The sequence below is a fragment of the Fluctibacter corallii genome, from assembly GCF_025751585.1.
Lineage (GTDB): Bacteria > Pseudomonadota > Gammaproteobacteria > Enterobacterales > Alteromonadaceae > Fluctibacter_A > Fluctibacter_A corallii.
Window position 1 is genome coordinate 286,951 of sequence record NZ_JAOWKX010000005.1, and the last position, 14,249, is coordinate 301,199.

13 protein-coding genes are annotated in these 14,249 nt (G+C 45.0%); 4 read left to right on the forward strand and 9 right to left on the reverse strand.

The window, feature by feature from the left end; all coding sequences use genetic code 11:
- Window positions 1–8: 8 nt before the first annotated feature.
- The 9 genes from OE749_RS11500 to OE749_RS11540 are packed head-to-tail and all read right to left on the reverse strand — an operon-like array spanning window position 9 to window position 8,053.
- Window positions 9–1,115, reverse strand: a complete 1,107-nt coding sequence (locus OE749_RS11500) for a flagellar basal body P-ring protein FlgI (RefSeq protein WP_263712602.1) — start codon at window positions 1,113–1,115, stop codon at window positions 9–11.
- Window positions 1,112–1,693, reverse strand: coding sequence for a flagellar basal body L-ring protein FlgH (locus OE749_RS11505; RefSeq protein WP_263712603.1), 582 nt, complete (start codon window positions 1,691–1,693; stop codon window positions 1,112–1,114). The genes OE749_RS11500 and OE749_RS11505 overlap by 4 nt, the downstream gene beginning before the upstream one ends.
- Complete coding sequence (gene flgA / locus OE749_RS11510) at window positions 1,680–2,540, reverse strand: flagellar basal body P-ring formation chaperone FlgA (protein WP_263712604.1); 861 nt, start codon at window positions 2,538–2,540, stop codon at window positions 1,680–1,682. The genes OE749_RS11505 and flgA overlap by 14 nt, the downstream gene beginning before the upstream one ends.
- Window positions 2,540–3,301, reverse strand: coding sequence for a flagellar hook-basal body protein (locus tag OE749_RS11515; RefSeq protein ID WP_263712605.1), 762 nt, complete (start codon window positions 3,299–3,301; stop codon window positions 2,540–2,542). The genes flgA and OE749_RS11515 overlap by 1 nt, the downstream gene beginning before the upstream one ends.
- A gap of 2 nt (window positions 3,302–3,303) precedes the next feature.
- Window positions 3,304–3,951 (reverse strand): flagellar hook-basal body complex protein, encoded by a 648-nt coding sequence (locus OE749_RS11520; RefSeq protein WP_263712606.1) that lies wholly within the window; start codon window positions 3,949–3,951, stop codon window positions 3,304–3,306.
- Window positions 3,952–5,988 carry a flagellar biosynthesis protein FlhA gene (locus tag OE749_RS11525; protein ID WP_263712607.1) on the reverse strand — a complete coding sequence of 679 codons (2,037 nt, stop codon included), beginning with the start codon at window positions 5,986–5,988 and terminating at the stop codon, window positions 3,952–3,954.
- Complete coding sequence (locus tag OE749_RS11530; protein ID WP_263712608.1) at window positions 5,985–7,040, reverse strand: EscU/YscU/HrcU family type III secretion system export apparatus switch protein; 1,056 nt, start codon at window positions 7,038–7,040, stop codon at window positions 5,985–5,987. Before OE749_RS11530 ends, OE749_RS11525 begins: the two co-directional genes overlap by 4 nt.
- Before the next feature lies 1 nt (window position 7,041).
- Window positions 7,042–7,788 (reverse strand): flagellar biosynthetic protein FliR, encoded by a 747-nt coding sequence (locus OE749_RS11535; protein ID WP_263712609.1) that lies wholly within the window; start codon window positions 7,786–7,788, stop codon window positions 7,042–7,044.
- Between the two features lies 1 nt (window position 7,789).
- Window positions 7,790–8,053, reverse strand: coding sequence for a flagellar biosynthetic protein FliQ (locus tag OE749_RS11540; RefSeq protein ID WP_263712610.1), 264 nt, complete (start codon window positions 8,051–8,053; stop codon window positions 7,790–7,792).
- A gap of 300 nt (window positions 8,054–8,353) precedes the next feature.
- Between OE749_RS11540 and OE749_RS11545 the strand changes: the two genes are divergently transcribed.
- From OE749_RS11545 to OE749_RS11560, 4 genes are all read left to right on the forward strand, one after another.
- The gene (locus OE749_RS11545) at window positions 8,354–9,517 is read left to right on the forward strand and encodes a tetratricopeptide repeat protein (protein WP_263712611.1); all 1,164 of its coding nucleotides are present in this window, start codon (window positions 8,354–8,356) and stop codon (window positions 9,515–9,517) included.
- Window positions 9,518–9,622: 105 nt separating this feature from the next.
- Complete coding sequence (locus OE749_RS11550; protein ID WP_263712612.1) at window positions 9,623–11,353, forward strand: LamG-like jellyroll fold domain-containing protein; 1,731 nt, start codon at window positions 9,623–9,625, stop codon at window positions 11,351–11,353.
- Window positions 11,353–12,849, forward strand: a complete 1,497-nt coding sequence (locus OE749_RS11555) for a LamG-like jellyroll fold domain-containing protein (protein ID WP_263712613.1) — start codon at window positions 11,353–11,355, stop codon at window positions 12,847–12,849. The genes OE749_RS11550 and OE749_RS11555 overlap by 1 nt, the downstream gene beginning before the upstream one ends.
- Window positions 12,846–14,249 carry a LamG-like jellyroll fold domain-containing protein gene (locus tag OE749_RS11560; RefSeq protein WP_263712614.1) on the forward strand — a complete coding sequence of 468 codons (1,404 nt, stop codon included), beginning with the start codon at window positions 12,846–12,848 and terminating at the stop codon, window positions 14,247–14,249. Before OE749_RS11555 ends, OE749_RS11560 begins: the two co-directional genes overlap by 4 nt.

A 14,249-nucleotide genomic window follows, 5' to 3' on the forward strand; every position in this document is an offset into this window, starting at 1 on the left:
CTGGCTTCCTATTGCACTATGATGTCCGCATACAGCGCGCCACTTTGCTTCAATCCTTCGAGAATTGAAATAATGTCGCGTGTCGGAATATTAAGTTTTCTAAGGGATGAGACGACTTCTGCAATCGTGGTTTCATCTTTATTGATGTAAACAGCTTGCTGCCCTTCATCAACGTCAATTTCGGTTTCTCTGATAACCACAGTCTCTGCATTCGACTGACTTTCAATCAGGAAATTATTTGGCTGAGAGACTCTCGGAATAGAGCGAATTTTTAAGCTAATAGCACCATGACTGATAACCACTCTCGACACGGGAATATCTGCACCCGACACAATGACGCCGGAGCGCTCATTAACAACAATTCTGGCGAACTCTGTGGTATGTACCTTAAGCTGTTCTATTTGCGCCAAATCGCGCAGAGATAAACCACTGCCAGACACCTTGATTTTGCCGGCATGTTTTCGTGCAACCTTAAAGCGAGGAAATTGCTGTTCTAGTGCAGAGGCAATATTCTCCATGAGCGAAATATCTGGGGCGTTCAGCACAATATTGATTGCACCGTCGTCGTCGAATAACGATCCCTCAATCGAGCGTTCAACCGTTGCGCCACGCGTAATCGTGCCTACAGTAACGTGGTTTTTTGCAACCACATTCTGATCCTGTTCAAAACGATAGCCGCCAACAGTAATTTGGCCTTGAGCCAATGCGTATGAGGTGCCATTGGGCGCTTTCAGTGGGCTAAGCAGCAATGTGCCGCCCGCTAAACTACGTGCATCGCCAATTGCACTCACGCGAATGTCTATTTTATCTCCGGGCTCTGCGAAAGACGGTATATTGGCGGTAATCATCACTGCGGCGACATTGCGGCTTCTTACGTCTGCGTCATCGACATTCACATCAAAGCTTCTAAGTAGGCTACGTAAGGATTGGGAGGTAGAAACAAAATGTGAAGAATCCCCGGTGCCTGCCAAGCCTGAAACCAAACCATAACCCACTAATGCGGTGTCGCGCATGCCTTGAATTCTGGCAACATCTTTAACCGTTGCTATGCTTGCAAAACTGATGCTGGGCAAAAGCAGTGTAAAAGCCACAAAGGCAACAAAAATACGTCTCATATGATACCCAACCATCTTAGTAATGAATTGATAACGCCTGAATCGTGTCCGTCAGATACCGTACCTTCTCCAGTAAAGCTGATTTTTGCGTCAAGTAAACGAGAGGAGAGGGCGGTGTTATTCGCTGCAATATCGGTGTGGCGAAGCTTGCCTTCAACTAATATAATTTGTTCTTCATCGTTGATTTTTAGCTTTTGCGACCCCTTCACGTTAAGCAATCCGTGCTGATCAACGTGCAATACCTGAACGGTGATATAAGCGCGAATAAAGCCTTTTCTCTCTGTTGCAGCATCGCCGTCATTGTCAGCACCAATGCCTAAACCGTAATTCCAGCCAAGGCTATCGCGGCTTGCGCCTGCGGAGATATCAAAACGGCTGCTGTCTTGAAGATTTGCACTTGAACCTGCTCTGGCGTCTTCAAAAATTAGCAAGGTAACGATATCACCTACCCGAATGGCGTTTTTATCTGCAGTCAGAGGACGAAAATCATCGATATTGACTAAGTCATCTGCCAACGTTGTAACCGTAAAAAGGCATGAGAAAACAAGCCCAATACACCTTAATTTATTCGCCCACATTCACGTGTCCTTTTTTTGTAATCGTCGCCTGTATGGGACTGTTCGTGCCTTGTATCAGTACCATGATATTTTCTCCTACCTTTCCACTACCTAGTGATTTCGCTCTGGCGGTGATCTCGATCTGTCCGTTTTCTAATGTGGCACTGACGTTATCACCCGCAGATACTGCTGGTGCACCTTCCAGCCATGTAGAACGGAGCGTGGCTCCACTGGCGATAGCACGCTTGGCTATTTGATTAAAAGGCATCACAGTGTTGAGATCACGAACGCTAATCTGTGTTAAAGGAACAGATTGAAAGGCCACGTTTGCATTTGATATTGCGTCGCCTACCGAAATATTTTGTGAGGCAACTAATACCTCTACATTGGCATGTAAGGTAATATTGAGTTGTTCGCCCTGTTTATCCGCAGACGTCAGCACATTATCTCTTTTTAATATTTGTGCGTGCTTTAATGCAAAATTACGTGTTTTATTCCAGTTTTCGCATACTTGTCGAGAAGTCACTTCTACAGCGTTAACTGAAAGTGCAGAGGCCCAAGGTTGGCGAGCTATCCAAGCGAGAATATTTTCTTTAAGTTTTTGCTCATCGGCTTGATGGCATGCATTAACCCATATTCGCTTGTAGGGGAGGTTGGCTGCGTTTAATTCTTCTTCAGTTAACACCGAGGTGAGATCGAGCCAACCTTTTGTCTCGATATCAAGTAGCACTCGATTTTTAACGTCACCCTGTATGGCAGGCGCGACGTCTTTTAACGTGAGGGGTAAATACGTAGTCATCGATTTCCCCATTACGTTATTCGACGTAAAGCCAGCTAACACTGAAAGCAAAATAAACGCGTTTTTCATTATCTTCTCAGGTTATTCAGAGTTTCTAACACCTGATCCGAGACCTGTATGAGTCGCGCGTTAAGTTGGTAACCACGCTGTGCGAGCATCATGTTCATCATTTCCTGATTCAAAGACACATTTGATGCTTCCAACATACCTTGTTCAATTGAGCCTAACCCGTTTTCTCCAGCTTCAGAATAAAAGGCCGATTGCGCTGCACTGTCTCCAGCTGCAAATACGTTATCACTCAGGAGATGAAGGTCATTGGTATTGGAAAACTTAACCAGTTGAATGTCACCGAGTTGAATGGCTTCGCCGCTGTCTAATGTCGCTGAAACTGCGCCATTGCGACCAATCTCAAGGCGTTTAACATCAGGTGGTATTTGTATTGATGCTGATAATCTGTGGCCTGAATCTGTTTGTAAAAAGCCATCGTTATCAACGCTCAAGCGGCCGCCACGAGAATAGGCTTTCTCTCCGTTTGTTAGGTCGACTTCTATAAAACCGTCACCACTAATTGCGACATCAAGTGCTCGACCTGTCTGTTGCATCTTACCTGCGCTAAGGTCTAGTGCGCTTTCTCCCACTGCGACACCCAATGCCTGAGTGCCTATCATATCGCCATTTGCGTCACGATTTTCTTGCACTACCGTCATGAAATTAACGTGGTTAGCTTTAAAGCCAGGCGTAGACACATTGGCGATGTTATTAGCGATGGAATCCAGTTGCTTTTGTTTTACAGTGAGTCCAGATTCTGCAATATATAAGGCATCAATCATGGTTATTTTCTCCCTAATTCTGAAATACCGTATGAAACCGTGGTGTCATAGGTTTGGTAAGCTTTTTGTAGTGATTCAATAGCGCGTTGGGTTTCGAGCATATTCACGACATCAGTCGTGGTACTTTGCCGAGTTTGGTTCAACGCTTGTGGCAAAACGTTAGCGCGTTCATCGACGTTCCATTGAGACCATTGTGGCGTGTAAAGCCCTTGATCTTGAGGTTGTAAATCTAAATGCTGTGCTGATGGTTTGACTGTTTGTATCAGCGAAGACAGTAGCGATGTGTCCGCTTCTGTTAGTTGAGTTCCTTCGCTCGTAACAGGGTATGCGCCTGAAATATGCGCAATATTACCATCGCTATTTATATGAAACCGTCCGTCTTGCGTTAAGTACTGTTGACCTTGTTTCTCAACAATAAACATTCCCCCATTCATTACCGCAAGCTCTAATGGATTTTCGGTCTGACGTATTGCGGTTTTCAAACTGTCTGCATTCACAAAGCGCTGAACCGACTGTTGACCTTCTACCACCTCTATAAAGGTGCCGCTGGGTAGGTAACCTGGTGTTGACGCATTCGCAAGGTTATTACTTGTATTACTCAATTTTAGTAATTGTAAATTAATGCTGTCGTTAACTATTTTTTCAATCATCTAAGCCACCTGTAAGTTGTGATCGCTCACCACACCCAAACTATCAATTTGAATGTGATTGGGGATTTCAGCGGTAGACAACACATGTACCATAGGGAGGGAACGTGTAATGGTACGCCACACACTTCGTCTGATCATGGGGTTGACCAACAGAATAGGCTCAACGTTTAAGCCAATGGCTTTCTCTGCAAACACTGTGATCTGTTTGATTAGATGATCAAGATCCTGAGGTGAAACTAATAACGCTTGACCATCCTGATTGTTAGCCGCTGACATCAACTTACGCTCAAAATTTGGGTTCAATGAGATGATATGCAGCGTTTTCGCTTTGTCGGCCAGTGGATTAGTAAGCTGTACTTTAAGTCTTTGTCTGACAAATTCCGTTAGGATCTCGACATTTTTTTCAGTTCTTGCTTTGTCAGCCAGTACTTCGAACATCAAGCCCGCGTTATGCAGAGGCACTTTTTCTTGTATAAGATTGACAAAGATTTGATGCACATCTGCAATCGCCAATTGCGTTGGAACGACTTCTGCTACAAGTGTTTCATTCTGGTCTCGTTGTTCTTCTAAAACTTGGTCAACAAAGGATCTGCTAACGAACTCTTGGGCATGTTGCTTAATAAACTCGGTTATGTGCGTAAGCAAAATGGTGTCGGGCTGCACGATTGTAAGCCCTTGTTGTTTTGCGCTTTCGCCCAATTCAGACTTAAGCCACACTGCATTCAATCCATAGGCTGGTTCTTTTGTACGTATTCCGTCAACGCCTGAGAGTTTATCTGCCGGGTCAATCGCGAGAATTGAAGTAGGGTAAATCGCCCCTGACGCATACTCTATATTGCGAATATGAATACTATAGGTGTTTTCATCTACCCCATCGTCTTTATGAAAATCGATGTCGGGCAGTAGCAAACCATATTTGTTTTCGTACTGCTGCTTAAAGGTTTCATAACGGCTTTTTACCTCAGATTGAATCTCTTTGCTGTCGTCAAACAGGGTTTCGTGCATGGCAATGGTGAGAGATAGGCCATTTCCTGACGGTTCGTCTTGTGTTTCAACTTCGTCAATATCTTCTTTTACCGCGTTGTGTTTTCGATACGCGACAAACCCGAACACAGCGAATACAGCCGAAACAAAAAGCAAACTAAATCCGGGTAGGCCAGGAGCCATCGCGGCAGCGGCGAGTAGCACAGCCACCAATGCTAAAGTAAAAGGGTGGGTGACGACTTGCGTAAACAGTTGATCTGCTAAATTCCCTTGCGTCGCAGCGCGAGTAATGATAATTCCAGTACCCACCGCAATAATTAGCGAAGGAATTTGTGTAACAATGCCATCGCCTACGGTTAGCAGCGTGTATAAATGAAGTGCTTGTTGCCAGCTTAATCCGCCTTGCGCTACGCCAATCGAGAGGCCGCCAATAATATTGATTAAAATAATCACAATACCAGCAATGGCATCACCTTTTACAAATTTGGTTGCCCCGTCCATTGCACCATAAAAATTAGCTTCTTTTTCAATCATTGCGCGGCGGTGTTGGGCTTCTTTTTCATCTATGATGCCCATGTTCAAATCGGCATCAATACTCATTTGTTTACCCGGCATCGAGTCGAGGGTAAATCTAGCTGCTACTTCCGCGACACGTTGTGCACCGTTAGTGACAACCACAAATTGCACCACCACCAGAATGAAGAATATGACTAATCCAATCACGTAGTTTCCGGCAACCACGTAATCTCCGACCGCCATGATGACTTTACCTGCATCGCCATTATCTAAAATGAGTCGGGTTGAGGAGATATTTAATCCGAGCCTAAACAGTGTGGCAAGTAACAGCACGCTGGGAAACGTGGAGAAATCTAATGGCCGTTCAGAATAGAACGTCAGCAATAACACCAGCAACGCAAGGCTGACATTAAGAATGATTAATATATCAAGCAGCCATTTGCTCACGGGAACAAATAAAAGCATAAGAATGGCTACCACACCCAAGGCGAAAAAGGCTTCGCCGCCTATACCGAAGCGCTTTGCAAACATCTTCATTGCGTAGCTCCTACGTTGAGTAACTGACGATAAAAAGGAGCCAACCCTTGGTAATATTCAGGCGTGATGGGGTGCCCGATTTTAATGTTTTTATATATGCCTCTGGCTAAAGGAATATCAGTAATTTGAGCAACACCGTGCCGTGCTGCTTCTTTTCGAATAAACTGACCAATTAAGCCTCTACCACTTGAGGTAACGATAGGCGCCACCATGGTCTGAGGGTCAAACTTAATGGCCACGGCTATGTGAGTTGGATTATTCACCACCACATCTGCCGTCTTCACTGTACTCAATGACTTAAGCTTTTTGCCGAGTTCATTCTGCTTCTCTTTTCTTTTAGACTTAATCTGCGGGTCGCCCTCGCGTTTTTTGTGTTCGTCTTTCACCTCGCGTTTACTCATCATCATTTGCTTCGAAAAATCCCATTTCGAGAACAAAATATCGAGTAATACCAAGGGGATAGTAATGGCAAGAATAAGCGCGGCTACGCGAATCATTTCTTGCAGAAATACGTTTCCAAGTTCATCGAGACTACTGGAAGAAGATGCATTTACGAAATGGTAGTAGACAGTTGGGAATATCCAGACAAGGAGCGCAACTACCACTACAAGCTTAAGAACTTGTTTGACTAACTCAAACAAATTTTTCTTTGAAAACAGCTTTTTAAATCCTTTTATTGGATTCATTTTTTCAAATTTGGGTTTTAAGGGAGCAGCTGAAAATACCCAGCCTTTGGTAAGTATATTAATTCCGATTGAAAATATAATAAGAATTGAAAAAAATGGAATTAAAAGGCCGATAACATTGAAAAGTAAATCTCCACTCACATTATTAATGTTGTTGTTTGGGGAAATTAATTGGTCACCTATATGTTGCACAACAATTAATTTAAGTTGAGATGCCATTTCGCCAGAGAATATGGCTAAATAAGCTACTGAAATTAATAATAAAAGCCATCCATTAAGTTCCATACTTTTAAATGTTTGACCTTGCTTTCTCGCCTCTTTTAATTTGTGGCTTGAGGCCTGTTCTGACTTATGTTCATCACTCATCTTACAGTCCCCAAAAAAACTTCACTGGTGCAAACGCTAAATCATGCATGTGGTTTGCAAGTGCTTTAACGGTCAGTGAAAGCACCACTAATCCAACCAAAATTTTGGCTGGTATCAACACAAAGTACACATTCATTTGAGGCATGTTTTTTGACACGATACCTGATGCCACGTCGACTGCGAATAACGCAGCGATGACAGGAAATGATAAATAAAAACCAATCAAAAATGTGGTAGACAAATATGCGAGAATGCCTTCGGTCGCAAACAGTAAATTGCTGCCAAGTGGAAAGAGTTTAACGAGTTCAAATAGTATTTGAATGATATCTAAGTGTAGGTTAAGCGCCCAGAATAAAACGAGTATACAGAACACGAGGGCAGAACCGATCAAAGAGTCTTGGCTATTGGTTGCAGGGTTTAGAATTGCCGCTGCACCTAGTCCAAGTTGCATATCCATTACCCTACCGAAAAACAGCAACGCTACAGCGGGAATAGATAACACTACCGCTCCCAACAACCCAAAAAGAAACTCGAATAACATGGCGGGTATGAAGGCGATGGTATTCTCTGTCGATAAGGTGATATTCGCGTTTTCTCTTGCTAATACGTAGAGGCAGAGCACTAGTGTCATAACTGTGAATGCCCTTACAGTAAGAGGGATTCGAGCGAGTGGACCTGTTAAGGGGATCCAGAACATTACGCCGAATCGGGAGAGCATTAATGCAAACTGCTTAACTTCGGCTTCCATGTTACATTGATCCGATTGCGGTGATAGATTGCGACATATATTGTTCAATACTTCCCAATAGAAAGGGAGACATTGCGCCTGCAACAAGGACAACAATAATAAGCTTAGGCACGAAAGTGAGTGTCATCTCTTGAATTTGAGTGACAACTTGAAAAATGCTGATAAGCAAACCAACAATAAGTGCTGTTATTAAGATAGGGCCGGCCACTTTAGCTGCAACCCAGAAAAGATCTGATAACAGTTGAATGGCGTTAGACGGTTCCACCTCGTACCTTCCTTGTAATTATTATTATTATTTAAACTTCACGTATGAACCTATATTTTGACTCGCAATTAGGTAAATACGACTACCAAGGTGATTGGTATAGTTATTATCTATGTCGTGCAACAAATTACCCTAATACACCTCGCAATGCAATATATCTTTTTCGCTAAATTGGTAAAAATAATTAATTGAAAATGTAGATTCACTTTATATTCTTTTTTGAAATAAAGGATAAAAAAATGCTTGATCTAGTTTTTAATTATGTTAATTTTTTCACCATTAAAGGAGTAAGGTAATAACATGAATAATAACGCCTTGACAAACTTAGACGAACGGATCTCACGGCTTGAGCATTTTTTAGAAGTCGACAAAGACAATCCAAACATTCTTGGAGACTTAGCCCAACTTTATATAGAGTCAGGGGACGTTGACAAAGCGCGCCAGTATTGTATTCAGGGTTTGTCGTTGGATGAGTCAAACCAGAAATTGCTATTTGCATCGGCGTTAGTTGACTATCGGTTAGAGGATTTTGTTACTGCGGTCACTAAAATGGAGACCTTATCTGATAGCCTTCTACACACTCCTCATGTCGCTTATCCATACGCGTACTCCTTACTAAAGCTTCATCGAAGTGAAGATGCGTTGCGTATATTGAAGCATGCGTATCAAATTGATGAACATGAGGATATCGCTTTTCTTCTGGCAAGAACATTTTATCAAGTTAACGCTTATGATGAAGCTATTCTTATTCTTGAGAAACTTCATGCGCAGCAAATACTTCTTGCCCCCGTGTCTGGGTTATTGTCACAGATATATTCAGACATGGAAGAGTGGGATAAGGCAGCGTACTTTGCTACTACAGCATTAGATTTGGATAAACACAATGTTGCGGCTAATTTGACGCAAGGTTATGTGTTGCTCAAAGCAAATCGTTATTCTGACGCGTCTGAGTACTTTAATTCCGCTGTTATGCAGCAGGCTGAGAGTGGGCGTGGCCATCTTGGCTTAGCCATTACTTTCCTTTTCCAGAAAGACTTTACCCTTGCTGAGCAGCATCTTCACAAAACGCTTCAAATACAACCGGACTTACTGCCCGCAATTAATCTCTTGGGTTGGTTGTATATTCTCCAAGACAAGTTTTTCGACGCACGAAAAATCTTTCAAAAAGGTATCGAAATTGATCGTAATTTTGGCGAAATGTATGGTGGCCTAGCTGTCATCGAAGCTATTCAGGGCAATGAGGAAGAAGCGAGGCATCAAGTTAGGCGCTCACTCAGACTGAACGGAACGAGTTACTCGGGAAGCTTTGCCAAAATTATGTTACTAGACAAGCGTGGGGATAAAAATCAAGCCAAAATGGTTTGGGAAAATCTCATGGCATCTAAAATTGATGAGTCTGGTAAAACCATGGAAGACGCGATTATCGAGCAAATAAAGGATTACCTTAGCGTAACCATTCACTAGAACGCTTATTTCTAACGAGATTTTAGAATTCTCAGCAATGGGAAGGGACTTTTGTTGCCAAAAGGCGGCAAAAAATTTCACATACAAAGGGTGAAGGAAATAAAAATGAAAACCAAAATAGCGATTGCCGTGGGATTACTCTCTCTTGGTGCATCGTTCTCTGCGTTATCGGATAGCATGAATGTAAGCTATTCCTTTAACAATGCGAACGGTTATCCAGGAAACGGCGAAGAGATGTTAAGTGGTGGGAGAGGATATTTTCCACTTTCAGGGGCAGGTAATTTTACTGCGACAGGCCGTTCTGGCTTGGGATTGTCTGAAGATGTGATGGTAGTGGGTGGCTTAGCGCCATTCTTAAAGGATATGCCGTTAACATTGTCATTGTGGATTCGTCCTACGTCTTTTGCCGCAGGCTCGACCATTATTTCTAAAAAACATACTGATTTAGGACAAGGCTTTAGCTTGGACTTCGACGGTGCTATGAACCTGTCATTCAGTATTATTGATAATAATGGTGGAGAAATCGCGGTTACGTCTTTGGCGTCAGTACCTACCGATAACCTTTGGCACCACGTTACGGTAACCTATGCTGGAGATGCAAACGCATCTAATCTTGCGATTTATATCGATGGTCAACCAGCAGAGCTGCGTCTTGACTCAAATAACTTGAGTGGCAATGTTGAAACATATCACCCATTAGTCGTGGGTGCTGGTCCTTCTTATACACAAGCGATTTCGGCTGATATCGACGAAGTGTATATGGTGCCTATCGCATTCACCAAAGACCAAGTTACGTGTTTAAACCAATTAAAAACTGACTGTGCATACAGACCGACTGTCGGCACCGTAGGTCCAAGAGGACCAATGGGACCAGCAGGCGAGCAAGGACCTCGAGGCGTTAAGGGTACGGCTGGTGCAGATGGTATTGCTGGCTTAAAAGGCGACACAGGTCCAGAGGGTCCTGTTGGCGAAAAAGGTCCAGTGGGACCGAAAGGGTACACAGGCCCAACTGGACCAGTAGGTGAAGATGGCCTTGATGGTTCTGATGGTAAAGATGGCCTAAACGGGGCACCTGGCGCACAAGGCCCTGTTGGAGACACTGGATTACGCGGTGCGACTGGTGATACGGGCCCTCAGGGTTACACAGGACCAAAAGGAGCTACGGGTTATCGTGGTGCACAAGGTCCACAGGGTAACCAGGGTGTTCAAGGCTCAAAGGGACAAAAAGGTGACCAAGGTCCTCCAGGATACCGTGGTGCTACAGGCGACAAAGGTCTAACTGGACCTCGAGGTGATACTGGGCCTAAGGGCTATACGGGCGCGACAGGAGATCAAGGTCCTGCTGGTAATCCTGGTGCAACGGGTAACCGAGGTTCATCTGGCGCGAATACTGTAGGTAATACAGGACCGACTGGAGATAGAGGTGATACTGGTCCAAGAGGTGACGCACCACAATGGTGTGATGAAATCTTTGGGTTTGCAGAAGCGCCTATCATTGATGTCAGCCCGGCTGTTGTAGGGGTTGATAGTTTCACTGATAAGCCAGTTTACGCTATCGATCCTGAGTACATCCTCAAGGCCGCTACCACCACAGATGCTGATGGTAACCTTGAAATGAATTACACAGTATTAGGCCTTGAAAATGAGCGTGAAGCGTCAGACTTCTTTATCGCTCTTAGTGAAGGTCAACATCTGAAATTCATCAAAGATCTTTATCAGCAAAAAGGATTGGATAACCGATATGTTGCGATTGCGCTAGGAACGCCAATTTTATCTGAAGCGCCAATCCAGCCAGGTATTGGTCTACCAGACACAGCATCGGGAGACAGTGAATAATGAAAATATCTTCTTATACAAAAATTGCTGCTGGTTTAGCGCTAGCATGTGGTTTAAGCAGTGCAAATGCATCTAACTGGGATGCGCATTGGCCTTTATCTGATAACGGCAATGAAACCTTATCAGAGGCACATGTTGGCCAATTCCCTCTAAGTGTTGCGGGTAGCTTCATCGTAGGTAAAAAAGATAAAGCACTTTACTACGATATGATGACGGTAGAAACGCTAAGCATTCAATCTGGTGCGGATCCATTCTCAGCGTCTATTTGGGCACTTCGTGAGTTAACAGACTACAAAGAAACGCTACTTTCTAAGCAAATGGACGACTTTAGTCCGGGCATGTCAATTTATATCAATGACTTTAACCAAGTGGTATTGAGTATACGTGATATCCAAGGTGGTGAGCTACGCGTAACCAGTTCAGAGCAATGGAATGATATGAGTGATTGGCATCACCTTGTCGTCACCTATGACGGCTCTATGCAAGCGTCTGGTGTATCTATGTATTTCGATACTACGCCAATGACAATGATGATTGACAGTGACTCACTGAGCAACGACATCGGTGCCAGTGACCCGCTTACAATTGGTGCTTCAGGTGCTACGAGTTTTGAACCCTTCAATGGTGCGATTGACGAGGTGACGTTGATCAGCCATGCATTAAATAGCAGTGATGTCTCTTGCTTATTTGCTTTACGTGACAATTGCGTAGCGTCAGACACAGGGGATCAACCTGAGCTGGGTGAAAAAGGCCCACGTGGATTCGAAGGCCCTCAAGGTCCTAAAGGCTTGCAAGGGCCTAGAGGTGACGCTGGAGCAGATGGCGCCAAGGGCGAAACAGGTGATAAAGGCCCACAAGGCCCACAAGGTCCGAAAGGCGATAAAGGGCCTGTCGGTGCTAAGGGCTTAACGGGTTTAGCTGGTGCGCCGGGTATTGACGGTCGAAATGGCCGTAATGGTAAAGACGGTAATGATGGTCTTCCAGGTCTACAAGGTCCAGATGGCCCAGCGGGCTTAAAAGGTGCGCGTGGTGCAACAGGCCTTAAAGGGCCGACAGGCGATGCGGGTCCTCAAGGCCTCAAAGGCCCAATGGGTCTTAAAGGCTTGAAAGGTGCGACTGGTGATACAGGTGCTAAGGGTGTCACAGGTCCAATTGGTCTTCAGGGACCCCCAGGTGATCAAGGTCCAAAAGGCTATAAAGGAGCTACGGGTAACAAAGGGGCAACAGGCGCGACTGGTCCTACTGGACCGAGAGGTGCTACAGGCCCTCAAGGCTATCACGGTGTTGTAACAACGGGACCGCGTGGAGCAAAAGGTCCTACAGGATATCGTGGGCCGCAAGGACCCAATGTATACATTTCGGGTAGTGGTGGATTCGATCCACGAAGCTTTGGCGCTATCGACGCGATTAAACAATTTAAAGCCTCTACGGGTTCAAATGAAATTTTACCTGTTGATGGACATGTTTCTGTTAGCAATGCAGGAGACGGAGAATGAAATTAAGGACTTTAATTGCTAGCAGTTTACTTTCGCTAGCAGCAGCGCAGGCTAATGCCACCGATTTTAGCGCATACTATTCCTTTGAAGGGGAAGCAAACGGGTATAAAGATACCTCGGCAAACGGCAATGATGGCTACTTTTTAAATTCGGGTAAAGGCTCGTATATTTTAGAAGGTCGAAATGGCTTGGCAATGAATAAAGATGTATTCGTTGTTGGTTCGCTTCCTGCCCATAAAAAAGATGTCCCGTTAACGTTGGCGTTGTGGGTAAACCATGATGCGTTGAGCGCTGAACATACGTTGATATCTAAATTAGACGCCTCAACAAACCAAGGTTTCAGTTTGTCAATGTCTAACTCAGGCCTACGCTTCTGGCTTAAGGACAAGAACAACAACGGTGTTGAGTTGACTTCAGCGTCGTTCAGTTCGGTAGGTTGGACTCACATTGCCGTCACGTATAGCGGTAATGGTAAAGCCTCAGGCGTTAAATTTTATGTTGATGGCTTAGAATTAGCGGGAACAACTGTATTGGATACCCTCGTAGGTGAAACCAACACGCATGGTCCGCTATACACAGGTGCATCACTTAAAAATCCTAAACCATTCCCTGGTGCGATTGATGAAGTGTTAATCACACCTCGCGTTTACAACATCGGTCAAATCGGCTGTTTAGCAACTTTTGGTCGTGATTGTGCGACGGCGAGCGGGCTAGGACCTCGTGGTGATGTAGGACCACAAGGGCCAGTTGGTGAGGCTGGTGAAGTGGGCCTAGTCGGTCCAAATGGTGCTAACGGTGTTCGTGGTGATGTAGGCCCTATGGGTGACCAAGGACCTGTAGGTCCTGCGGGTGACCGTGGTGACGTTGGCCCAATTGGAGCGCAAGGTGCCAAGGGTGCCAATGGTAAAAATGGTACTGATGGTATAAATGGTGCTGATGGTTCACCTGGTGCGAAAGGACCGAAAGGCCGCGTTGGCCCGAAAGGCCCTGTGGGTGACCGTGGTGCGACAGGCCCTGCGGGCAATAGAGGGGCCACTGGTCCTACAGGTGAAAAAGGTGACACCGGACCCGCAGGAGATGCAGGTAATAAAGGTGCAACCGGAGCCCGAGGCACGACAGGGGGTAAAGGCCCTCGTGGAGTTACTGGTCCTAAAGGCGTAACGGGTGACCGTGGCAACACTGGTCCAAAAGGTGATACAGGCGCCAAAGGCGGAACCGGCCCTAAAGGGTATACAGGTCCTACTGGGGTGAGTGCAGTGTCACACTACGGTAGTGGGCTGGCTGCTGAAAAGGCGAGAAAAGTAGGTCCGAAGGGCTACAAAGGTGATACAGGACCCAAAGGGTATCCTGGTCAGTGTCTCTGTAGGGATAGATGGGGACGTCCTTGCATCATTCCTTAA

Coding starts and splice junctions, on each gene's coding strand:
- OE749_RS11500 (WP_263712602.1), bottom strand. CDS start 1,115: ATGAGACGTATTTTTGTTGCCTTTGTGGCTTTTACACTGCTTTTGCCC.
- OE749_RS11530 (WP_263712608.1), bottom strand. CDS start 7,040: ATGAGTGATGAACATAAGTCAGAACAGGCCTCAAGCCACAAATTAAAA.
- OE749_RS11560 (WP_263712614.1), top strand. CDS start 12,846: ATGAAATTAAGGACTTTAATTGCTAGCAGTTTACTTTCGCTAGCAGCA.
- OE749_RS11515 (WP_263712605.1), bottom strand. CDS start 3,301: ATGATTGATGCCTTATATATTGCAGAATCTGGACTCACTGTAAAACAA.
- OE749_RS11505 (WP_263712603.1), bottom strand. CDS start 1,693: ATGTGGGCGAATAAATTAAGGTGTATTGGGCTTGTTTTCTCATGCCTT.
- OE749_RS11555 (WP_263712613.1), top strand. CDS start 11,353: ATGAAAATATCTTCTTATACAAAAATTGCTGCTGGTTTAGCGCTAGCA.
- OE749_RS11545 (WP_263712611.1), top strand. CDS start 8,354: ATGAATAATAACGCCTTGACAAACTTAGACGAACGGATCTCACGGCTT.
- OE749_RS11520 (WP_263712606.1), bottom strand. CDS start 3,951: ATGATTGAAAAAATAGTTAACGACAGCATTAATTTACAATTACTAAAA.
- OE749_RS11525 (WP_263712607.1), bottom strand. CDS start 5,988: ATGAAGATGTTTGCAAAGCGCTTCGGTATAGGCGGCGAAGCCTTTTTC.
- OE749_RS11535 (WP_263712609.1), bottom strand. CDS start 7,788: ATGGAAGCCGAAGTTAAGCAGTTTGCATTAATGCTCTCCCGATTCGGC.
- flgA (WP_263712604.1), bottom strand. CDS start 2,540: ATGAAAAACGCGTTTATTTTGCTTTCAGTGTTAGCTGGCTTTACGTCG.
- OE749_RS11550 (WP_263712612.1), top strand. CDS start 9,623: ATGAAAACCAAAATAGCGATTGCCGTGGGATTACTCTCTCTTGGTGCA.